Below are 22,185 nucleotides of genomic sequence, written 5' to 3'. Positions count from 1 at the left end.
GACCGCAGGCGATCCTGCGGTCTTCCTCAGGGTCCCTTCAGCTGCGATTTTCTAGCGTGGTCGTCATGACAGCCATCGCAGCGCAGTCGGCCGCGGACAGCGGTGCGGCACCGCAGTGGATCAACGACCTCATGGACGCGCTCGGCGCACCGGGCGCCGGCCTCGCCATCGCTCTGGAGAACCTCTTCCCTCCCCTGCCGAGCGAGGTGATCCTGCCGCTCGCCGGGTTCGCGGCGAGTTCCGGCCGGATGAACGTGATCGCCGTCCTGCTGTGGACGACGGCGGGTTCGGTGATCGGCGCGCTCGCCCTGTACGGGGTGGGTGCTCTGCTCGGCCGCGACCGCACGGTGGCGATAGCGGGGAAGCTGCCGCTGGTGAAGGTGTCCGACATAGAGAAGACGGAGGCCTGGTTCCTGAAGCACGGGACCAAGGCGGTGTTCTTCGGCCGGATGATCCCGATCTTCCGCAGCCTGATCTCCGTGCCGGCGGGTGTGGAGCGGATGCGACTGCCCGTCTTCCTCGCCCTGACCACGCTGGGCAGCGCGATCTGGAACACGGTGTTCGTCCTCGCGGGCTACGCGCTGGGGGACAACTGGTCCGAGGTGTCGGGCATCGCCTCCACGTACTCGAAGGTGATCCTCGCGATCGCCGCGCTGGCGTTGCTGGTCTTCATCGGCATGCGCCTGTTGCGGCCGGGGGCGGGCCACCGCAGGCGGGTCCGCGGCAGCGATCGCGGGCAGGCGATACGGCCGCCGGCCGATGACGGCGACCGTCCCGGCACCGGGGGCGGTGCCGGGGTCCCGGAGGGCGGGGTCAGCGAGCCGGGCTCGACTCGCGCAGGAACTCCCGCAGGATCCGCTCACCGGCCAGCACGCCGCGCTCGGGCAAGGCGCTGATCGCGGGAGCCGTCCAGCCGGAGTCGGCCAGCTCTCCGTGGCCGGGGCGCCATCCCCGGTCGGCGGCGAGCAGCAGATCCGCGTCGAGGAGGGAGTCGCCGGCGGCGAGGGTGAGCTCGGCGCCGGTACGGCGGGCGACCTCGTGGACCGCGGCGCTCTTGGTGAGCGGCTTGGGAACGGCGTAGAGCTTCCGGCCCTGGAGGGAAACGGTCCAGCCGCGGTTCTCGGCCCACACCGCGAGTTCCTTCACCCAGTCCTCGGGCAGGAGTTCACGCTCGACGACGAGGTAGGCGAAGAGATCCTCGGCGACCCGGTGCTTGCGCACCCACAGCGGGTCGGCGGTGTTCATCAGGTGGTCGCGGACCTCGGACAGCGAGGCGCACTCGTCGGTCAGCCGTGCGGTCACCCGCGCGTGCCAGTCGGGATCGGAGACGCCGTCCACGAGCAGGTGACCGCCGTTGGCGCAGATCGCGTACTTCGACGGGGGCCCGGGGAGGTTGATGCGCTGGTATTGCTTGCGGGTCCGGGTCGTGGTCGGCACGAAGACCGCCGTGTCACCGAGGTCGGTCAGCAGCTGGGCCGCCGTCTCGGTCATGTAGGAGAGGGGTTTGCTCTCGTAGACCTCCACGCACAGCAGCCGGGGTGCCCGCAGGTCGGGCATGGTCAGCCCGAGTGCGGCGGCCGAGTAGATGAGCGTGCGATCGAGGTCGCTGGCGACGAGTACCGGCATCAGAGCGCCACCGCCTTGCCGTCGGCGCCGGTCGCGCCCCGCGTGTACTTGGGGTGGATCAGTCCGACACAGGTGTAGGGCAGGTCGGCGACCTCCTCGACGGGTACGCCCCGCTGTTCGGCCAGCAGGCGTACGTGGTCGAGGTCGGCGCCCGCGCCGGCCCGGGCCAGCACCTTCCACGGCACGCGGCGCAGCATCACGCGGGTGGTCTCGCCGACGCCGGGCTTGATCAGGTTCACGTCGTGGATGCCGTACTCCTCGCTGATGCGCTCGACGGCGGCCCAGCCCTCCCAGGTGGGGGTGCGGTCGGCGGAGAGGAGTTCCTTGGCCTGGGCGTCGACCGTGTCCGCGACGTCCGGGAAGCGGGCCGAGACGGCGTCGAGGAAGTCCGGCGACAGGTCGGCGCCGGCGAGTTCGCGGTAGAACTTCGCGCCGTGGAAGTCGTTCGGGCCGACCAGATCGGCGCGGAGCACGGTGCGGGATATCAGGCCGGAGACGGTGGAGTTGAGGCAGGCGGAGGGGATGAGGAAGTCGTCACGGGTGCCGTAGGTGCGCACGCAGGAGCCGGGATCGGCCAGTACGGCGATCTCCGGGTCGAATCCGGTGACGCCGTCGGAGACCTCGAAGTCGCGCAGGGCGGCGGCGAGTTCGCGGGTGATGGCGCCCTTGCCGGTCCAGCCGTCCACGAAGACGACGTCGGCGGGGTCGTGGCGGTCGGCCAGCCAGCGCAGGGCGTTGGCGTCGATGCCGCGGCCCCGGACGATCGACACGGCGTAGTGAGGGAGGTCGAGACCATGGCGGAACTGCGCCCAGCGGCGCATCAGGATCCCGACGGGGGTGCCGGCGCGGGCGAGGGAGACCAGGACGGGGCGTGGCGAACGCTCCGCGAGCACGATCTCGGTGACGGCCCCGACGGCGCGGGCCAGCCGGGTCGCGGACGTCTCCAGCGCCGCGTGGAAAAGCTCCCGGTACTGCTCGCTGGGCTGGTATTCCACGGGCAGCGACTCCGCGTAGTGCGCGCCGCCGCTCTGGATCGCCTCCTCGCGCTCCTCGGTCGGTGCCTCCAGCGTCACGTCCGACAGGTCCTGGAGCAGCCAGCCGACCTCGTCGGGCGCGTACGAGGAGAAGTCGGGGCCGCGCAGGGGCTCGGGCAGCATGGGGGGCCTTTCGGAGGCGTGCGGGGCTTGCGGGGCGTACGACGGGACGACCGCGAGCAGGACGTGCGGGACGTGGGCGGCGAGCCGGGCCGGCAGTCCGTCGGGCGCGTGCAGCGCGGGGGTGTCGGCGGCCGAGTCGACGACGGCGACGACGGCGTCGAAGCCGGCGCCCGCGACGTTGTAGGCGTAGCGCTCGCCGGGGCCGTCGGCCGGGTCGTCGTGCGCGGGGAACACCAGGCGGGTGCGTATCGCGTAGCCGGGGTCGTCGACGGCGAGGACGGGAGAGCGGGTGGTGGTGGAGTAGCGCACGTCGGCGTCGGCGGTCTGCTCCAGCGCGTGGGCCAGCCGCAGCGGGGCGTACATGAGCTCCTCGAAGCCGAGGACGAGCACGCGGCGGGCAGCTGCGGGCAGCGCCTCGGCGATCCGCCGGGCCATGCCGGGCAGGGCCGCCTCCAGCCGGTCCCGCTGGGCTGCCGTGAACCCGTGACGTCCGCCGTCCGGTACTCCTGCCGGCCAGCGCAGGTCGACGCGTGCGACGGAGCCGGACGGGTGGGCCGGGTCCGGCTCGGCGGCACGCGTCTCGTACCGGGCGACCAGTTCCTGCCCCTTCTCCAGTACGCCCTCCGGCAGCCGGACCGTGCCCGAGGCCGCTGTCACCAGGTCCACGCGGGCGCCTATCTCCCGGGCGAACTCGTCCAGCCGGCCGGCGTCGGCCGGCGAGCGCATGTCGACGAGGGCCACCACGACGTACCGCTTGCGCGGGTAGCGCTCGTGCAGGGCGCGGACGGTGTTGAGCACCGTGTTGCCGGTGGAGAACTCGTCGTCGACGAGGACCAGCGGCCCGTCGCCGGCCAGCAGCGCCGGGTCCTCGGGCAGCAGCAGGTGGGAGGTCGCGTGCGAGTGGGACTCCTCGAAGCCGCCCGCCCGGGGGACGCCGTTGACCGGACGGCGGGTGGAGTGCAGGTACGGGGCGGGGCCCAGGCCGTCGGCGACCGAGTGGCCGAGGCCGGTGGCGGTCTCCGCGTAGCCGAGGACGACCGCGCGTTCGGCCGCTTCGGCGCCGAGCAGGTCGCGGACGCGTCGGCCGAGGGCGACGCCGTGGCCGTACACCACGGAGGGCGACTGCGGGACGTGTTTGCCGAGCACGTTGGAGACGAGCAGGTGCGCCCGCTTGGGGTTGCGGCGCAGGGCGAGTCCCAGCAGGCCGGTCAGCGTGTCGTCACCGGCGAGTTCGACGCCGAGCCGCTCGGCGACCCAGCTGCCGGACCAGACTTCGGCGTGCCCCTCGGCGTGCGCCCTCTCGGTCATGTACTCGTGCCTCCCGTGGTCCACCGCGGCGTGACCCCTTGCGTCGGTCATGGATTCCTTGCGTTCAGTCGGACAGGCCGGCGGCGAGCAGTTCCACGAAGCCGATGTCCTCGTTCGCCACCCCGAAGACCTCCGCGCGCAGCAGCGTGCGCTCGGCCCAGGCGCGGTGGGGCTTCACCTCGTTCATCTTGTTCGTGTAGGAGGACCTCAGTACACCCCCGCCGCCGCGTTCGGGCCGCAGGATGTCCTGGGCGTCGCTGAACTCCTCGTGGCTGACCACGGACAGCGCGTGCACGGGGAGCACGTGCGAGGGGTGGATGCAGGTCTTGCCCAGCAGGCCGTTGGCGCGGTCCAGGGAGATTTCCCGCAGCAGACCGTCCATCGCGTGTGCGATCAGCTTCTGTCGCAGTTCGACGGCCTGTACCTCCAGGAAGGGGCTCTGCCGCAGTTGCGGTTTGAACATCCTCTCCTGGACGCGGAAGTACTCCCATACCGGCCCGGTCACCGTGAAACCGGTGCCGTCGGCCCGGGCGAGCATGTTGACCACGTCGGCGATCACGGAGGCGACGATCTGCACGTCGTACGCCGTCATGTCGGGGCCCCTGCGCAGCCCGTAGGAGGAGCAGAAGTCGGTCACGCCGAGACGCAGGGCGAGCACGCGGTCGCGGTACTTGTCGACGGCGCGGAAGATGCCCTCCAGCGTCTGCACCCGGGTCTCCCGGTACAGCAGGTCCGGTGATTCGAGCACCGGCATGGCGAAGAGCCGGTGGCCGGTGGCCGCCTCGGCGGCGGAGAGCGCCTCGAGGAAGGGCATGCCGCGTTCCTCGGTGAACTTCGGCAGCACGAACCCGGACAGCAGCCGCACGGCGGGGCCGAGGCGCCGTACGAGGTCGGGTATCTGCTCGGGAGTGCGGACGCGGACGAAGAGCAGGGGGATGTCGGCGTCGGGAGTGCGCGCCAGGTCGGTGAGCTGGCGGACGAGGTTCTCCTCGCCGACCGGTACGTCGGCGTCGTCGATCGAGTCCTCCAGGCACAGCACCATCGACACCACACCGCACGCGCTCTGTTTGAGGACGTCCTCGGCGAGTCTGGGCCGGGTGGCCGGACTGTAGAGCGTGGCGCCCAGGGCCGCGGAGAGCAGCCGGGCCGGGGAGTCCGCCGTGAAGGTGCAGGGCTCCTGATGGAAGAGACGCTTCCGTACATCAGGGGCAATCTGTCCGAAATGACGCATTAAAACTCCCCCGCGATGTCTGGGCGACCTGTGAGCTGTCCAAAGGTGGCCGGTAATAGTACGTACGTGTCCATGTCGGAGGTTCCCACCCGGCATGAATTCCAGGTAACCCGGGCATGTCGGCGGCGGCGACCCGGAGCGAGCGGACACGACCCGAGTACCCGCCCCCGCGTTGTCGTGACCAGGACCGAGAGGGCAGGATGACGGCATGACGCACGCGATGCTGAAGGGGTCGAACGTCCCGCTGCAAGCCACCACGGTACGCGCCGTGCTGCGCTGGGCCCCCGGGCAGGGGGTCCCCGACATCGACGCCTCCGCTCTGCTGCTGGGGCCGGACGACCGCGTGCGTTCCGACGAGGATTTCGTCTTCTACAACCAGCCCCGGCACCCTTCGGGTCAGGTCTGGCGGCTCGGCAAGAAGCGGGTCGCCGACGGGCTGACCGACACGATCCAGACAGATCTCTCCGGGGTCGAGCCGTCCGTCGGCCGCATCCTGCTGGTCGCTTCGGCGGACGGCACCGCCTTCGACCGGGTCCGGTCCCTGCGCATCCTGCTGCACGACGCCACGGCCGCCGACGCGGAGCCACTGGCGTACTTCGACGTCAAGCCGGAGACCGGCCAGGAGACGGCACTGATCTGCGGTGAGCTCTACCGGCGCGGGGAGGGCTGGAAGTTCCGGGCGCTGGGCGAGGGCTACTCGAACGGGCTGAAGGGTCTGGCGACCGACTTCGGCATCTCGGTGGACGAGTCGGAGGGGACGGACGGCCCCGCGTCGGCCCCCCGGCCCGGAGCCGCCACCCACAGCCCCGCCCAGGCCGCCCCCGACCAGCCGACGCCCGCTCAGTCGACGCCGGCCCCGCCGGCGGTCGACCCCGAGCAGCCGACGACCGTCCAGCCCCTCCCGGACGTCTCGCGCCCGCTGCCCCCGGAGCAGCCCGCCGGAGTACCGGCACAGCCCTCGTACGGCTACCCGCAGCAGCCGCCGACGGCCCAGCCGGCCTACGGCTACCCGCAGCCGGCCGGACACCCCGGGTACGGGTACCCACAGGCGCCCGCCGCGGCCGGCGTCACCGGCGCGCAGTCCGGCTACGGCTATCCGCCACCGGTCACCGGGGCACCCGACCCGGACTTCCGGCTGCCGCCGCAGGGGCCGCAGTTCGTCGGGCGGTAGCCGCCTCGGCGGTACATGCGGTGGCACGAGCGGCGCCTCGGCGCACGAGCGGCGCCAGGGCGGGCGGTGCGGTCAGGATCGCAGCGGTACGGGCGGGGCGTCGGCGCTCCGCCTTTGCCCGGCGTCAGCGCTCCGCCTTGCTCTTGTGCCCTCGGCCCCACTGCAGGCCCCACCCGTACAGCCGGTCCAGCTCCCCCTGGAAGCCGTACACGAACTTCACCTCGCGGCGGACGAAGATCTCGCCCTTGATGTTCTCGATCATCACCACGGCGCAGGAGCGGGCCTGCGGATGGCGCTCGTCGAGGCCTATCTCGATGCGGGGGCCGTTGCTCGGGTAGAGCGTGACGATGGCGTGCGTCCGGTCGAAGGCCGGGGTCTGGTCGTAGATGTAGGCGAAGAGCAGGAGGCGTTTTATGGCGTCCTTGTGGTCGAGGTTGACGTAGATCGTCTCGCCGGAGGCCGAGCCGAACCGGTCGTCGCCGCTGAGCTTGACGTACGGCGGGCCGTTGACGTCGCCCAGGAAGCCGCCCAGCGGCTGGACGACCCCGCGGGTGCCGTCCTGGAGCTCGTAGAGGCAGCCGAGGTCGAGGTCGACGTTGACCATGCTCTGGCTGTGGCCGACGACCTCGGGCGGCTTGAGCGCCTTCAACGGGTGCCGCAGCAGGCTCTCGCGCTGTGAGCCCATGAGGTCCGAGGTCCGCATCCGCCAGGAGAGGTTGACGCGCAGGTTGCCGGTCGCCGCGCCCTGTTTGGTCAGGGAGACCTGGCTGTGCCGTTTGGTCAGCTGAATGGAGTTGGTCGCCGCGCTGCCCGAGTCGAACTCGCTCTCGCGACCGCGCCACAGACCGTTCAAGAAGCCCATTCCCGCCCCCACCTTCGCTCGAACCACCGGCCGCGGACCGCCGACGGGGCGGCCCCGAGGAGTCGTCCTCGTCGGCCGCCCCGCACAGAGCGTTCCTCACCCGGGCCGTGTTCACACCGAAGGAGCAGGCGCACCGGGGGCGAACCCGGCCCGGGGACAGAAGGGTTTCACACCCCGGAGGAGACCTCCGCCTTCTCCTTGCCGCCGTCTCCCCCGGCCTCGGCGAGCCGCTTGTTGCGGCGCACGGAGGACCAGAAGGAGGCGCCGATCAGGAACACTCCGACGAGGCCGGTGATGAACTCGTTGATCTGGTACTGGATGGTGACCAGGAGGATGACGGCGAGGGCGCCGATGGCGTAGTGCGCGCCGTGCTCCAGGTAGACGTAGTCGTCGAGGGTGCCCTGGCGGACCAGGTACACAGTCAGGGACCGGACGTACATGGCGCCGATGCCGAGGCCGAGGGCCATCAGGACGATGTCGTTGGTGATGGCGAAGGCGCCGATGACGCCGTCGAAGGAGAAGGACGCGTCCAGGACCTCGAGGTAGAGGAACATGAAGAACGCCGCCTTGCCGGCCAGTGCGATCGCCGACTTGGGCTTGCCGGTGCGTTCGGCCGCTTCCTCTGCCTCGTGCTCGCGCTCCTCCTCTTCCTCGAGTTTGTCCTCGAAGTAGCCGGAGAGACCGCCGACGATCATGTAGGTGATCAGGCCGGCGATGCCGGACAGCAGGACCGTCTCCGCCTTGTCGGCATGGGTGCCGCCGTGCTGGTGGGCGTGGGCGCCGAAGGTGATCGCGGAGATCAGCAGCACGATCAGGGCGATGCAGACCGACAGCATGTCGACCTTGCCGAGCTTGGACAGCGGGCGCTCCAGCCAGCCGAGCCACTTGATGTCCCGGTCCTCGAAGATGAAGTCGAGGAAGATCATCAGGAGGAACATGCCACCGAAGGCGGCGATCGACGGATGGGCGTCCGTCACCAGCTCCTGGTAGCGGTCCTTGTCGGTGAGCGCGAGGTCGACGGCCTCGATCGGCCCGAGCGACGCGCTGACCGCCACGATCACGACCGGGAAGACCAGGCGCATGCCGAAGACGGCGATCAGGATGCCGATGGTGAGGAAGATCTTCTGCCAGAAGGCATTCATCTTCTTCAGGATCCCGGCGTTGACCACCGCGTTGTCGAAGGACAGCGAGATCTCCAGGATGGACAGGATCGCCACGATGCCGAAGGCGGCCCACCCCCCGTAGAAGATCGCGGCCACCAGGCCGAGCGCGGTGACCGCGAACGACCACCCGAAGGTTTTCAGAACCACTGGCTACCCAATCGTATGTGTACGGGGCTCCCCCGCGCCGTACGCGGCTTTACGAAACGTTGACTCCGAAGTCTAGAGCGATGCCTCGGAGCCCCGACGCGTACCCCTGCCCCACGGCACGGAACTTCCACTCGCCCTGATAGCGGTAGAGCTCACCGAAGATCATCGCGGTCTCCGTGGAGGCGTCCTCGCTGAGGTCGTAGCGGGCGAGTTCCTGGCCGTCGGCCTGGTTGACGACGCGGATGAAGGCGTTGCTGACCTGGCCGAAGGTCTGGCCGCGCTCGTCGGCCAGGTGGATCGAGACCGGGAAGACGATCTTGTCACACTGGGCCGGCACCGCGGAGAGGTCGATCAGCACCGACTCGTCGTCACCGTCGCCCTCACCCGTGAGATTGTCGCCGGTGTGCTCGACGGATCCGTCCGGGCTCTTGAGCTGGTTGTAGAAGACGAACCACTCGTCGCCGAGCACCCGGCCGCTGCCGCACACGAGTGCGCTGGCATCGAGGTCGAAGGGTGCTCCGGTGGTGGAACGCGCGTCCCAGCCCAGTCCGACCAGTACCTGCGTGAGGTTCGGTGCGGCCTTGGACAGGGAGACGTTGCCTCCCTTGGCAAGCGTGACGCCCATGGTGATCCCTCCCCGGGTGACGGTTCTTCGGTTTCCTGCGCGTCCGGCGCCGCACGTAAACCGTGCGGCGCCGGACGGTCGAGGCCGTGGCCTCGGACGTATCGGTGACTCAGACGTTCACGCCGAAGTCCTGGGCGATACCGCGCAGGCCTGACGCGTAGCCCTGGCCGATGGCGCGGAACTTCCACTCCGCACCGTGCCGGTACAGCTCGCCGAAGACCATGGCGGTCTCCGTGGAGGCGTCCTCGCTCAGGTCGTAGCGAGCGATCTCGGCGCCGCCGGCCTGGTTGACGACGCGGATGAACGCGTTGCGTACCTGGCCGAAGGACTGCTGGCGGTTCTCGGCGTCGTAGATCGAGACCGGGAAGGTGATCTTCTCGACGTCGGCGGGGACGTTGGCGAGGTCGATCTTGATCTGCTCGTCGTCGCCCTCGCCCTCACCGGTGAGGTTGTCGCCGGTGTGCTCGACCGATCCGTCCGGGCTCTTCAGGTTGTTGAAGAAGATGAAGTGCGCGTCACTGGCGACCTTGCCGCCGCTGTTGAGCAGCAGCGCGCTGGCGTCGAGGTCGAAGTCGGTGCCGGTCGTGGTGCGGATGTCCCACCCCAGACCGACGATGACCGCGGTCAGGCCGGGGGCCTCCTTGGTCAGCGAGACATTGCCGCCCTTGCTGAGGCTGACTCCCACGAGTCCTCCATTGGTGTCCTGGGGCGGGGAGCCCCGTGGTGCGTGGATATCGGATCAACGATTCGATCCTAGTGACGGGTTCCCGCCCGCCGCAGGCCCTGGGGCCGACGAATCACGCGGTGTCGGCTCGCCGGGCGCGTCGATCACAGGGTGTCGAGCGCCTTCACGTACTCGGCCAGGTCACGGGCGTCCGGCAGGCCGTTGACGACGGTCCAGCGCACGACGCCCTCCTGGTCGATGATGAAGGTGCCGCGGACGGCGCAGCCCTTGTCCTCGTCGAAGACGCCGTACGCGCGCGAGACGTTGCCGTGCGGCCAGAAGTCGGACAGCAGCGGGTACTCCAGACCCTCCTGCTCGGCGAAGACGCGCAGGGTGTGGATGGAGTCGTTGGAGACGGCGAGCACCTGGGTGTCGCGGTCGGAGAACTGCGGCAGGTTGTCGCGCACCTCGCACAGCTCGCCGGTGCACACGCCGGTGAAGGCGAACGGGTAGAAGAGCAGCACGACGTTCTTCCGGCCGCGGAAGTCGGACAGCCGGACGGTCGCACCGTGGTTGTCCTTGAGTTCGAAGTCGGGGGCCTTGTCGCCGACCTGGAGCGTCATGTCCTGTTCGTCCCTTCGTAGGGTGGTTCGCTGGAACCACCCTACGCAGGGATCATCGCGGGTCCGCGGACGGGCCGACGGCGGTCGGCCCGTACGGGGTCCGGGTGTGGTGCGGAGCCTGGGCGGCTACCGCTTGGACTTGGCGGCCTTGGGCGTAGCCAGCCGGCTGCCGCTCCAGTCCTTTCCGACGCTGACGCTCTTGGACGCCGTCAGTCCGGCCGTCGTCGCGGCTTCCGAAATGTCGCTGGCCTCGACGTACCCCGAACGGCCGGTCTTCGGCGTGAGGAGCAGGATCGCCCCGCCCTCTTCGATGTACGTGGTGGCATCCACCAGCGCATCCGTCAGGTCGCCGTCGTCGTCACGGAACCACAGCACGACGGCATCGGCCACGTCCTCGTAGTCCTCGTCCACCAGCTCGCCCTCGACGGCGCCCTCAATGGCCTCGCGGAGCTCCTGGTCGACATCGTCGTCGTAGCCGATCTCCTGGACCACCTGCCCGGGCTGGAACCCCAGCCTGACGGCAGGGTTCGTCCGCTCCTCCGCGTGGTCCGCGGTCGCGCTCACGGGTTGCCTCCTGATCATGTCTTGGTGAATATCTCAGCCACGCGCGTGCGCGAAGCATTGGCCGTAGTCCACACGGGCGGGACGGATCGCGCAAGTACCCGGCGACTGGGACCGCCGAAACGGTGACGATCCCGGCCGTGTCGCCGCAACTCCAGCCATGCCGTCCAGACCGAACGTGACGTACACCACACCTATCTGCCCCGTTTGCGTATTTGGGAACCATGTGTGGGTACGAGACTCGAATGAACGTGCCCCCGATCCCCATGGGGGGACCGGTTACCCCACGGTACAGATGACGTTTGCCCCCGCGAGGTACACGATGGTGATTCGGCGGGGAATCGGCGCGACACCCGGCAAAGTTGCCCTCTGACAGCGAAGGAACAGCGTGGCTTCCGCATCCGATCGCAGTGATCGCAATCCGATCATCATTGGCGGCCTTCCGAGTCAGGTTCCTGACTTCGATCCCGAGGAAACCCAGGAGTGGCTCGACTCCCTCGACGCCGCCGTCGACGAGCGCGGCCGCGAGCGGGCCCGCTATCTGATGCTGCGACTGATCGAGCGGGCCCGCGAGAAGCGCGTGGCCGTGCCCGAGATGCGCAGCACGGACTACGTCAACACGATCCCGACCAAGAGCGAGCCGTTCTTCCCGGGCAACGAGGAGATCGAGCGCAAGATCCTCAACGCCACCCGCTGGAACGCCGCGGTGATGGTCTCGCGCGCCCAGCGCCCCGGCATCGGCGTCGGCGGCCACATCGCGACGTTCGCCTCCTCGGCGTCCCTGTACGACGTGGGCTTCAACCACTTCTTCCGGGGCAAGGACGAGGGCGACGGCGGCGACCAGGTCTTCTTCCAGGGACACGCCTCGCCGGGCATCTACGCGCGCGCGTACCTGCTGGACCGGCTCAGCGAGGAGCACCTGGACGGCTTCCGGCAGGAGAAGTCCAAGGCGCCGAACGCGCTGTCGTCGTACCCGCATCCGCGGTCGATGCCGGACTTCTGGGAGTTCCCGACCGTCTCGATGGGCCTCGGCCCGATCGGCGCGATCTACCAGGCGCGGATGAACCGCTACATGCACGCGCGCGGGATCGCGGACACGTCGAAGTCGCACGTGTGGGCCTACCTCGGCGACGGCGAGATGGACGAGCCGGAGTCGCTGGGCCAGCTGTCCATCGCGGCCCGCGAGGGCCTGGACAACCTCACCTTCGTCGTCAACTGCAACCTGCAGCGCCTCGACGGCCCGGTGCGCGGCAACGGGAAGATCATCCAGGAGCTGGAGTCGGTCTTCCGGGGCGCCGGCTGGAACGTCATCAAGCTGGTGTGGGACCGCACCTGGGACCCGCTGCTCGCCCAGGACCGCGACGGCGTGCTGGTCAACCGCATGAACACGACCCCGGACGGCCAGTTCCAGACGTACGCCACCGAGTCCGGCGCCTACATCCGCGACCACTTCTTCGGCGACGACCACCGGCTGCGCGCCATGGTCGAGAACATGACCGACGACCAGATCCTGCACCTGGGGCGCGGCGGTCACGACCACCGGAAGATCTACGCGGCGTACAAGGCGGCCCTGGAGCACAAGGGCCAGCCGACGGTGATCCTCGCCAAGACGATCAAGGGCTGGACGCTGGGCCCGAACTTCGAGGGCCGCAACGCCACGCACCAGATGAAGAAGCTGACGGTCGACGACCTCAAGCGCTTCCGCGACCGGCTGCATCTGCCGATCTCCGACAAGGAGCTGGAGTCCGGCCCGCCGCCGTACTACCACCCCGGCCGGGACACCGAGGAGATGCAGTACATGCACGACCGCCGCCTCGGCCTCGGCGGCTACGTCCCGACCCGGGTCGTACGCTCGAAACCCCTCGCGCTGCCGGACGACAAGACGTACGCGACCGTGAAGAAGGGGTCGGGCCAGCAGTCCATCGCCACGACGATGGCCTTCGTGCGGCTGCTCAAAGACCTCATGCGGGACAAGGAGATCGGCAAGCGGTTCGTACTGATCGCGCCGGACGAGTACCGCACGTTCGGCATGGACTCCTTCTTCCCGAGTGCGAAGATCTACAACCCGCTCGGGCAGCAGTACGAGTCCGTGGACCGGGACCTGCTGCTCGCCTACAAGGAGGCGCCGACCGGGCAGATGCTGCACGACGGCATCTCGGAGGCCGGCTGCACGGCCTCGCTGATCGCGGCCGGGTCGGCGTACGCCACACACGGCGAGCCGCTGATCCCGGTCTACGTCTTCTACTCGATGTTCGGTTTCCAGCGCACCGGCGACCAGTTCTGGCAGATGGGCGACCAGCTGGCGCGCGGTTTCGTACTGGGCGCGACCGCGGGCCGTACGACGCTGACCGGTGAGGGCCTCCAGCACGCCGACGGCCACTCGCAGCTGCTGGCCTCGACGAACCCGGCCTGTGTGGCGTACGACCCGGCCTTCGGCTTCGAGATCGCGCACATCGTCGAGGACGGTCTGCGCCGGATGTACGGCGGGGACGAGCGGCACCCGCACGGCGAGGACGTCTTCTACTACCTCACCGTCTACAACGAGCCGATCCAGCACCCGGCCGAGCCCGAGAACGTGGACGTCGAGGGCATCCTCAAGGGCGTCCACCGCTTCAGCGAGGGCACGGGCGGCTCGATCCCGGCGCAGATCATGGCGTCCGGAGTCGCCGTGCCGTGGGCCGTCGAGGCGCAGCGGATCCTCGCCGAGGAGTGGAACGTGCGCGCCGACGTCTGGTCGGCGACCTCCTGGAACGAGCTGCGGCGCGAGGCGGTGGCGTGCGAGGAGCACAACCTGCTGCATCCCGAGGAGGAGCAGCGGGTGCCGTACGTGACGCGGAAGCTGGCCGGCGCGCAGGGGCCGTTCGTGGCGGTGTCCGACTGGATGCGGTCGGTTCCGGACCAGATCGCGCGGTGGGTGCCGGGGACGTACCAGTCGCTGGGCGCGGACGGGTTCGGCTTCGCGGACACCCGCGGCGCGGCACGGCGCTTCTTCCACATCGACGCGCAGTCGATCGTGGTGGGCGTGCTGAGCGAGCTGGCGCGGGAGGGGAAGGTCGACCGGTCGGTGCTGAAGCAGGCGATCGACCGGTACCGGCTGCTCGATGTGACGGCGGCGGATCCGGGGGTCGCGGGCGGCGACGCCTAGCACGTCGGCGGCGCTCGGGGAGGCGGCGGGCTTCGGAGTCCGCCGCCTCTCGGCCATCCGGGCGGGGGCCTACGATGCGGGCATGAGCACCGACGCGGACACAGGGCGGCCCACGGCACAGGAACGCTGGGAGCGGCACACACAGCGGCCTCTGCTGGCGCTGGCCCTGCTGTTCGCCGTCGCCTACGCCACGCCGATCGTCGATGGCTCGTCGAGCCCGGCCGTGACGCGGGCGTGCCTGGTGACCGAGTGGGTGGTGTGGGGGGCGTTCACGGTCGACTACCTGGTGCGGCTGCGCCTCGCCCCGCACCGCATGAGGTTCGTCCGCACCCACTGGCTGGACCTCTGCGCGGTGGCACTGCCGCTGCTGCAGCCCCTCAGACTGCTGCGACTGGTCTCGACGCTGCTCCTGGTGGGGCGGCGGGCGCGGATGGCCTCGCAGATCCGGCTGACGACCTATGTCGCGGGCTCGGTGGTCGGGCTGCTGATCTTCGGGTCGCTGGCGGTGCTGTCGGTGGAGCGGAGCGCGCCGGACGGGAACATCCGGACCCTGGGTGACGCCATGTGGTGGTCCTTCACGACGATGACCACCGTGGGGTACGGGGATCTCGCGCCGACCACGGCGATGGGACGGGTGCTGGCCGTCGGCCTGATGCTGTCCGGGATCGCGCTGCTCGGTGTGGTGACCGCGAACATCGCGGCCTGGTTCATCGCCAGGTTCGAGCGGGACGACGTGGACGGGCGGCGGCGGACGGAGGCCATTCACGCGCTCACGGAGGAGGTCCGGGCGCTGCGGGCGGAGGTGGCCGAGTTGCGGCGGCCCGGCGGCGCGGTGCCGGACTCGCCCCGGGGCGAGTCCGTGCCCGACGATCCCGACGGCCAGCGGCTCCCGAGCCACCGGTCTCGGGAGCCGCTGGCCGTGCCGGGTCAGAACATGCCGTAGCCCGGCGACGCCGCCCCGGCGAGCCAGACGACCGCCACAAGCGTGTCGATGATGCCCAGGACCAGGGCGACCACGGCCGGTACCGGGCGGGGGCCCGCCCAGCTTCGGCCCATGGCGAGCCAGCCGCAGACGATCGCGGCGGGGCCGAGGACGATACCCAGCACGAAGAACCCGGCGACCGCGCAGATGACTCCGACGACTGCGAGCGTCGCGCGATCCGGCCCGTTCCGTGACCACGTCCGGCCACGTGAGCGGGGGTGCCTGCGCGATCCTTGTCCGAAGCTCGCCATCGTCAACTCCCTGAACTCCTCGTGGAGTTCGGGTACCCCCGTGCGGCGCCTTATGCCTGCCGCGCACGCGCTGCCCGCGCGCTGCCCCCCTCCAGCAGCGCGCCGCAGCCTCCCGCCCTCCCTGCCCTGCGGAGGACTTGACCCACTGTGACCTGCGGGATCGGGCCGAGGGGAGGGTTCACCGGCCCTGTCACCCGGATAGGCGAACAGGGCCGGGACACCGCGCGAGGCTCGCCTGTCAGATGTGGCCGACGCCCGCCCCGGTCTCCGCGTTCTGCCCGCGCTTGGTGAGGAAGGCGACCAGCACGGCCACGGCGGCGACGCCGGCGGCGACGAGCGACGCCAGGCTCATGCCGGAGATGAACGTGTCGTGCGCGACCTCCGTGACCTTCGCGGCCATCGGCTCCGGCATGCCCTCGGCCACCGGTGCCACACCGACCTGGACCGCCTCGGAGGCCTGGCCCAGCTGTTCCGGCGACAGCTCCGGAAGGCCGGCGTCCGCCCAGTTGCCGGCCAGGTCGCTGTCGACCTTGGAGGCCATCACGGCGCCCAGCACGGCCGTGCCGAGGCTGCCGCCGATCTGCATCGCCGCCTGCTGGAGGCCGCCGGCGACGCCGGACAGCTCCATCGGCGCGTTGCCGACGATGACCTCGGTGGCGCCGACCATGACGGGCGCGAGGCCCAGGCCCAGCAGGGCGAACCACAGCGACATGAGACCGCTGCCGGTGTCCGTCTCCAGCGTGGACATGCCGTACATAGCGATCGCGGTGAACGCCATGCCGGCCGCGAGCGGTATGCGGGGGCCGACCTTGGTGATCATCGCCCCGGCGAGCGGGGAACCGACGATCATCATGCCGGTGAGCGGCAGCAGGTGCAGACCGGCGTCGATCGGGCTCATGCCGTGCACGTTCTGCAGGTAGAACGTCACGAAGAACAGGCCGCCCATGAAGGCGATGGCCATCATGACCATCAGCACCACACCCGCCGACAGCGGCACCGAACGGAACAGCCCGAGCGGGATCAACGGCTCCTTGACCTTCGTCTCCCAGAAGGCGAAGACTCCGAAGCCCGCGACGGACGCGACGAGGAACAGCCACGTCATGCCGTCGCCCCAGCCCCACTCGGGGGCCTTGATGAGCGCCCAGACCAGGCAGAACATCGCGGCGGAGAGCAGCGCGATACCCAGGACGTCGAAAGAGCGCGGGGCGTTCTCCGCGCGGTGGTCCAGCAGGATCATGACACCGAGGACGACGGCGAGGACGCCCACCGGCACGTTGATGAAGAACACCGACTGCCAGTTGACGTGCTCGACCAGCACACCGCCGAGGATCGGGCCGCCCGCGGTGGAGGCGCCGATGACCATGCCCCAGATGCCGATGGCCATGTTGAGCTTCTCGGCCGGGAAGGTGGCCCGCAGCAGGCCGAGCGCGGCCGGCATCAACAGCGCTCCGAACAGGCCCTGCAGCACCCGGAAGGCGACGACCAGCGGAATGGTGTCGGACAGGCCGATGGCGCCGGAGGCGGCGGCGAAGCCGACCACGCCGATGAGGAAGGTCTGCCGGTGTCCGAAGCGGTCACCGAGCTTGCCCGCGGTGATCAGGGAGACCGCGAGGGCGAGGAAGTAGGCGTTGGTGATCCACTGGACGTCGGCGAAGCTGGCGTTCAGGTCGTGCGCGATGGCCGGGTTGGCGATGGCCACGATGGTGCCGTCGAGGGCCACCATCATGACCCCTACCGCGACGGTGATGAGGGTGAGCCACGGGTGGCCGCGCAGTCCGCCGGCCGGTGCCGGGCCCTGCGAGCCGGACGACGCTCCCCCGTCCCCCGGCCCCGCCTTGTCGATGGTGGTCTGACTAGTCATACATTTGAGGCTAATGACAGTGACTGACAGTTGACAAACCATTTCACCAGTCGGTAACTGACATGACATCTCCCAATAGCCTGAACTGCGGAAACGACGGCGAGGCAGCACGCCGGAGCCGACCCGAGGAGCGAAGCTCTTGAACATGGCGGACACAGCCGGCGCGCCGGGCCTGCGCGAACGCAAGAAGCAACGCACCCGGGACACGCTGCTGCGATCCGCCCTCGAGCTGTTCACCGAGCGGGGATACGAGGAGACGACCGTCGACGACATCGCCGAGGCGGCCGATGTCTCGCAGCGCACCTTCTTCCGCTACTTCGCCAGCAAGGAGGAGGCGGCCTTCTTCGTGGCGCGGCTGGCGGAGTCGCACTTCGTCGACGCCGTACACAGCCGGCCCCTCGACGAGGCACCGCTGGACGCGATGCGCCAGGCCCTCGTGGCGAGCTGGGACACCATCGGCGAGGCCGTCGAGCAGCTGATCCCGCTCGAACTGCACATGCGTTTCTACCGGGTGATCGAGTCGACGCCCGCACTGCTCGCCGCCCATCTGCGGCGCGCGACGGAGCTCGAGGAGGAGATCGCGCGCGTCATCGCCGACCGCGAGGGCCTGGACATGGACGCGGACCCGAGACCCCGCGTGGTCGTGGCCGTCTTCGGCGCGGTGATGCGGGTGACCGAGCGGATCTGGTCGGCGCGGGAGGACGCCGGTCTCGCGGCGCTGCGCGAGCTGACCACCGCCTACCTCGATCAGGTGGGACCCGCGCTCACCGGGACCTGGCGGAACCAGTCCGGCCCCGGGCAGACCGAACGAGCGGACCGAGCCCCGTAACACACACCCGAAACGTGATCCGCGTCACTGGATTCACGCGAGACCGTCCCGTTCTCCTAGTGTGTCCTCCCAGTGACTTCCTTCGACACCTCCCCGCAGCTGAACGTCTGGCGCGCGTTGCTCGCCCTGGTCGTGGTGTTCGTGATGCTGGCGACCACCGGCTGGACCGCCCTGCGCAACCAGCGGGGCCCCACGGCCCTCGAAGCGTCGGTCACGGCCTGGGAGCACGGCCGGATCGACGGACGTCGGCTGCCCGACGCGCAGGCCGGCCCCTCCCGGCTGGCCCGCTTCTTCGCCTCGCTCACCGAATGGCAGCGCGCGAGCCTGGCCCGTCGCTACCCTCTGGCCGTCGGCAACATGAACGGCGCCCCCGTCGAGCTGCGCTACCTCGCCAACCGCGCGGCGCTCCGCAAGGCACGGGCCGTGGAGCGACTGCGCATGCACGACAAGCGGCTCTCCCTGTCCGGGCAGCGCGAGGCGGGCCGGCGCGCTCACCACTACCACTCACTGCTCGGCCCCGGCCGCGACATCCTCGCCTTCGACCCGGCGGGCTCGGGCAGGATCGCCGAGGTGTTCGGGGACCTCGACCGCGCCGAGCGCGTGTCCGTCGTCGTACCCGGCGTCGACACCGAACTGCTCACCTTCCAGCGCACCGACCGCAAGTACTCGGCGCCCGTCGGCATGGCCGAGTCGCTGCACGCGGCCGAACGCAGGGCGAGCCCGGGCACGCGTACGGCCGTGATCGCCTGGGCCGACTACACCTCCCCCAGCGGCCTCGGCATGGAGGCGGCCACGGCCACCCGCGCCGAGCACGGAGCCGCCCGGCTGAACGCGCTGCTGCGCGCGCTGCCCGGCCGGTCCCCCGTCTCGCTGTTCTGCCACAGCTACGGCTCGGTGGTGTGCGGCCTCGCCGCCGACACGCTGCCCGGCCGGGTCACCGACATAGCGGTGGCCGGCAGCCCCGGCATGCGCGCCGAGAAGGCCACCCACCTGCGCACCTCCGCCCGAGTGTGGGCGATGCGGGACGCCGGCGACTGGATCCAGGACGTGCCCTACCTGGAGGTCGGCGGCCTCGGCCACGGCGCCGATCCGGTGTCCGCCGCGTTCGGGGCGCGGGTGCTGTCCGCGGGGGGCGCCGAGGGGCACAGCGGCTACTTCGTACCGGGTACGGAGAGCCTGCGGAACTTCGCGGAGATCGGCGTTGGCGCATACCGCACACTGACCTGCGCCGCACAAGACGACACATGCCGGGCGGGTTTGTCCGCAGCAGCGACGGCCGGACGCGCGTAGAGGCGCAGAAACTCCGGTTTGCACGGGGAGGGGACGGAAGAGCTCGTGCCGCATACGATGGCCCGCATGGGTGACGTACTGGCCGGATTTCATGCCGCCTGGGAGTTCGAGTCCGACTCCGTGCTCATCCGCTACGAACGGGGGATACGAACACCCAAGCTGTTCCAGGCCCTGGGGGAACGCCGTGTCCCCCTGGAGGCGATCGCCGGGGTGACGCTCACGCCCGGCCGGCGGGGCACCGTCGTGCTGCGCGCCGAGCCGCGCCCGGGCGCCGATCCGCTGATGGAGGCGGCGGCCGGGCAGCTGAAGGAGGGCTGCGACCCGTACCGGCTGGTGCTGCCCGCCGAGCGGGAGACGCTCGCGGAGTACTACGCCGACGAGCTGCGGAGCCTGCTGAGCGAGTCCGGCAAGACCGAGCGGTACCTGGTCTCGGCTCCCGAGGCCCCTCTGCACTTCAAGGCGTACGACGGCAAGGCGTCCTTCGACGGGCGGTCGGTGTCGTTCCGCTGGTCCTGGACGGGCGCGTCGTCGGCGAAGTGGAAGGCCGGCGACCAGAACTTCCCGGTCGCCGAACTGGGCGGGGTGGAGTGGCGCTCCCCCGAGGTGTTCGAGGGGTATCTGCGGTTGCTGCCGCGGGACGCCGCGGCGCTCGCTCCGCAGGCCGACCAGGACCCCGCTTCGGTCGTCTTCGGGCTCGGGTACGGGCCGGTGCACGAATCACTGCCCTTCGCCGCGGCGGTGCTGGCCGCGGTGCGGGAGCGCGGTCCGGCGGTCCCGGTGCCGGTGCCCGCGCCCCGCCGTGATCCCGCGGACATCGCCGAGCGGATCCGGCACCTCGGGGAGTTGCATCAGGCGGGGCTGGTGACGGACGAGGAGTTCTCCTCGAAGAAGGCGGAGTTGCTGGCGGAGCTCTGACTACTCGCGTCCGGCGGACGTGAACGTCATGTCCGCGTAGCGGTCCCCCGCCACCTCTTCCGCGATCGGCTCCAGCAGGGACAGCTCCTCCTCGGTGAGGACGATCCGCGCCGCGCCCACGTTCTCCTCCACCCGCGCCGGCCTCCGGGTGCCCGGGATCGGGACCACCGGCAGGCCGTGCACCCGTGCCCGCTGCTGGGCCCAGGCCAGGGCGATCTGGCCGAGGGTGGCGCCGTGGGCCTCGGCGACCGTGCGGACCGGGTCGAGGAGGGCCGCGTTGGCCGCCGCGTTGTCGCCGGTGAAGCGGGGCTGCCACCGGCGGAAGTCGCCGGCCGTGAGGTCCCGGTCCGCGTCGGCGAAGGAGCCGGTGAGGAAACCCCGGCCGAGCGGCGAGTACGGGACGAGGGCGACTCCCAGGTCACGGGCGACCGGTACCACGCCCGCCTCGATGTCCCGGCTGAACAGCGACCACTCCGACTGCACGGCGGCGATCGGATGCACCGTCCGCGCGGCCCGCAGCTCGTCGCCCGTCACCTCGCTCAGCCCGAGGTGCTTGACCTTGCCCTGGCGGACCAGGTCCGCCATGACGGCCACGGTCTCCTCGATCGGCACGTTCACGTCGCGCCGGTGCATGTAGTAGAGGTCGATCACGTCGACGTCCAGACGGCGCAGGCTCGACTCGACCGCCTGTCGGATGTACGGCGCGTCGTTGCGGATGATCCGCTTCGTCGGCTCGTCCGGCGGGATCGTCAGGGCGAACTTGGTCGCGATGACGACCTCGTCGCGGTGCGCCCTGAAGAACGGCGACAGGAACCGCTCGTTCTCGCCCGCCCCGTACGCGTCGGCCGTGTCGTAGAGCGTGACGCCCAGCTCCAGCGCACGTTCCAGGGTCGTCCGTGAGGCGTCGGCGTCCGACGGGCCGTACCCGAAGCTCATGCCCATGCAGCCGAGGCCCTGGACGCCCACCTCCGGGCCGTCCTCGCCGAGCCGCACCGTCGGGATCCTGCTGTCGGTCATCGCGTCCTCTCTCCTTCACCGGTGCGTCCGGCGTCCCCGTAGAAACTGATCTTCCGGTCGAGTACGGCGAGGGTGTCCTGGAGCTCGGCGATCCGCGTCAGCACGTCGCGGCGCGTGGATTCCAGGAGGTCCCGCCGGTCGGGGTAGGTGTTCTCGCCCTCGCGCACCAGTTCCGCGTACCGGACCATGTCGGCGACCGGCATGCCGGTCAGGCGCAGCTTGCCGACGAAGTCGAGCCAGTCCAGGTCGCGGTTGCTGTAGCGGCGCTGCCCGGTGTGCGAGCGGTCGATGTGGGACATCAGGCCGATCCGCTCGTACCAGCGCAGCGTGTGGGCCGTCAGTCCGGTGAAGGCGACGACCTCGCTGATGGTGTAGTGGTCCTGCCCGTCGGGGCGCGGGTGGCGCCGGGGCGGGGCGGAGCAGATGTCTGTTCTGGTGGCGTTCGGCCCGAGGCTCCCGGCCGTGGTCTGCATCACCGTCATGCGCTCAACGCTATGACCTTGGAGTGCACTCCAAGCAAGCGGCCACGGTAAGAAGGCGACGTGACCAGGTGACGTGACCAGGCGCCGTGACCAGGCGACGAGACCAGGTGACGGTGAGCGAGCGACGGTGAGCGAGCCGCCACGGGACGACGGCAGAACTCGTGGCACGGCGTGTCACCAGCGGCCGGACGCCTGCATGGACGACCTGCTGGAGTGGCTCCGGCAGCGGGGCGCGGGGCAGGTCGTGCCCACCGCGCCCCCCGACGCCGAGCCCC

General features: G+C 70.3%; 20 protein-coding genes. 7 read left to right on the top strand and 13 right to left on the bottom strand.

The window, feature by feature from the left end:
* Positions 1-65 precede the first annotated feature (65 nt).
* Positions 66-896 carry a DedA family protein gene (locus ACZ4V1_RS03070; protein WP_468328494.1) on the top strand — a complete coding sequence of 277 codons (831 nt, stop codon included), beginning with the start codon at positions 66-68 and terminating at the stop codon, positions 894-896.
* Here ACZ4V1_RS03070 and ACZ4V1_RS03065 read toward each other — a convergent pair.
* From ACZ4V1_RS03065 to ACZ4V1_RS03055, 3 genes are all read right to left on the bottom strand, one after another.
* Entirely contained in the window at positions 814-1,626 is an 813-nt protein-coding gene (locus ACZ4V1_RS03065) for an HAD family hydrolase (protein WP_468328493.1), read from the bottom strand. The genes ACZ4V1_RS03070 and ACZ4V1_RS03065 overlap by 83 nt on opposite strands.
* A complete protein-coding gene (locus ACZ4V1_RS03060; protein ID WP_468328943.1) occupies positions 1,626-4,091 on the bottom strand; it encodes a phosphoribosyltransferase in 2,466 nt (821 codons plus the stop codon). The genes ACZ4V1_RS03065 and ACZ4V1_RS03060 overlap by 1 nt, the downstream gene beginning before the upstream one ends.
* 64 nt (positions 4,092-4,155) lie before the next feature.
* Positions 4,156-5,322, bottom strand: a complete 1,167-nt coding sequence (locus ACZ4V1_RS03055; protein ID WP_468328492.1) for an HpcH/HpaI aldolase/citrate lyase family protein — start codon at positions 5,320-5,322, stop codon at positions 4,156-4,158.
* Positions 5,323-5,530: 208 nt separating this feature from the next.
* Between ACZ4V1_RS03055 and ACZ4V1_RS03050 the strand changes: the two genes are divergently transcribed.
* Complete coding sequence (locus tag ACZ4V1_RS03050) at positions 5,531-6,493, top strand: TerD family protein (protein WP_468328490.1); 963 nt, start codon at positions 5,531-5,533, stop codon at positions 6,491-6,493.
* A gap of 124 nt (positions 6,494-6,617) precedes the next feature.
* On the opposite strand, the gene ACZ4V1_RS03045 is transcribed toward ACZ4V1_RS03050, so the two are convergent.
* From ACZ4V1_RS03045 to ACZ4V1_RS03020, 6 genes are all read right to left on the bottom strand, one after another.
* A complete protein-coding gene (locus ACZ4V1_RS03045; RefSeq protein ID WP_468328488.1) occupies positions 6,618-7,355 on the bottom strand; it encodes a TerD family protein in 738 nt (245 codons plus the stop codon).
* Positions 7,356-7,522: 167 nt separating this feature from the next.
* Entirely contained in the window at positions 7,523-8,665 is a 1,143-nt protein-coding gene (locus ACZ4V1_RS03040) for a DUF475 domain-containing protein (RefSeq protein WP_468328486.1), read from the bottom strand.
* 49 nt (positions 8,666-8,714) lie between these two features.
* Positions 8,715-9,290 carry a TerD family protein gene (locus ACZ4V1_RS03035; protein WP_468328484.1) on the bottom strand — a complete coding sequence of 192 codons (576 nt, stop codon included), beginning with the start codon at positions 9,288-9,290 and terminating at the stop codon, positions 8,715-8,717.
* A gap of 109 nt (positions 9,291-9,399) precedes the next feature.
* Entirely contained in the window at positions 9,400-9,975 is a 576-nt protein-coding gene (locus ACZ4V1_RS03030; protein WP_395571580.1) for a calcium homeostasis/redox stress adaptation protein, read from the bottom strand.
* A gap of 143 nt (positions 9,976-10,118) precedes the next feature.
* Positions 10,119-10,577: a peroxiredoxin gene (locus ACZ4V1_RS03025; protein ID WP_375919862.1), complete on the bottom strand. Its 459-nt coding sequence runs from the start codon at positions 10,575-10,577 to the stop codon at positions 10,119-10,121.
* Positions 10,578-10,703: 126 nt separating this feature from the next.
* On the bottom strand, positions 10,704-11,141 hold the full coding sequence (locus ACZ4V1_RS03020; protein WP_055416717.1) for a DUF3052 domain-containing protein: 438 nt from the start codon (positions 11,139-11,141) through the stop codon (positions 10,704-10,706).
* 385 nt (positions 11,142-11,526) lie between these two features.
* On the opposite strand from ACZ4V1_RS03020, the gene aceE reads away from it, so the two are divergent.
* Entirely contained in the window at positions 11,527-14,283 is a 2,757-nt protein-coding gene (gene aceE, locus ACZ4V1_RS03015) for a pyruvate dehydrogenase (acetyl-transferring), homodimeric type (RefSeq protein ID WP_468328480.1), read from the top strand.
* A gap of 82 nt (positions 14,284-14,365) precedes the next feature.
* A complete protein-coding gene (locus ACZ4V1_RS03010; RefSeq protein ID WP_468328478.1) occupies positions 14,366-15,226 on the top strand; it encodes a potassium channel family protein in 861 nt (286 codons plus the stop codon).
* Here the strand turns inward: ACZ4V1_RS03010 and ACZ4V1_RS03005 are convergent.
* Both ACZ4V1_RS03005 and ACZ4V1_RS03000 read right to left on the bottom strand, forming a co-directional pair.
* Positions 15,211-15,516 carry a small hydrophobic protein gene (locus ACZ4V1_RS03005; RefSeq protein WP_468328476.1) on the bottom strand — a complete coding sequence of 102 codons (306 nt, stop codon included), beginning with the start codon at positions 15,514-15,516 and terminating at the stop codon, positions 15,211-15,213. The two genes, ACZ4V1_RS03010 and ACZ4V1_RS03005, sit on opposite strands and share 16 nt — an antisense overlap.
* A 238-nt stretch (positions 15,517-15,754) precedes the next feature.
* The gene (locus tag ACZ4V1_RS03000) at positions 15,755-17,377 is read right to left on the bottom strand and encodes an MFS transporter (protein ID WP_468328474.1); all 1,623 of its coding nucleotides are present in this window, start codon (positions 17,375-17,377) and stop codon (positions 15,755-15,757) included.
* A gap of 145 nt (positions 17,378-17,522) precedes the next feature.
* Here ACZ4V1_RS03000 and ACZ4V1_RS02995 point away from each other — a divergent pair, with 145 nt between their 5' ends.
* From ACZ4V1_RS02995 to ACZ4V1_RS02985, 3 genes are all read left to right on the top strand, one after another.
* A complete protein-coding gene (locus ACZ4V1_RS02995) occupies positions 17,523-18,206 on the top strand; it encodes a TetR family transcriptional regulator (protein WP_468328472.1) in 684 nt (227 codons plus the stop codon).
* 72 nt (positions 18,207-18,278) lie between these two features.
* Positions 18,279-19,496: an alpha/beta hydrolase family protein gene (locus ACZ4V1_RS02990; protein WP_468328470.1), complete on the top strand. Its 1,218-nt coding sequence runs from the start codon at positions 18,279-18,281 to the stop codon at positions 19,494-19,496.
* Between the two features lie 66 nt (positions 19,497-19,562).
* Complete coding sequence (locus ACZ4V1_RS02985; protein WP_468328468.1) at positions 19,563-20,411, top strand: DUF4429 domain-containing protein; 849 nt, start codon at positions 19,563-19,565, stop codon at positions 20,409-20,411.
* On the opposite strand, the gene ACZ4V1_RS02980 is transcribed toward ACZ4V1_RS02985, so the two are convergent.
* Complete coding sequence (locus ACZ4V1_RS02980; RefSeq protein WP_468328466.1) at positions 20,412-21,428, bottom strand: aldo/keto reductase; 1,017 nt, start codon at positions 21,426-21,428, stop codon at positions 20,412-20,414.
* A complete protein-coding gene (locus ACZ4V1_RS02975; RefSeq protein ID WP_468328464.1) occupies positions 21,425-21,910 on the bottom strand; it encodes a MerR family transcriptional regulator in 486 nt (161 codons plus the stop codon). The genes ACZ4V1_RS02980 and ACZ4V1_RS02975 overlap by 4 nt, the downstream gene beginning before the upstream one ends.
* Between the last annotated feature and the right edge of the window lie 275 nt (positions 21,911-22,185).

Source organism: Streptomyces sp. NPDC028991 (genome assembly GCF_055564775.1).
Note: the sequence above shows the minus strand (reverse complement) of the source record. Positions and strands in the feature narration are given on the sequence as shown.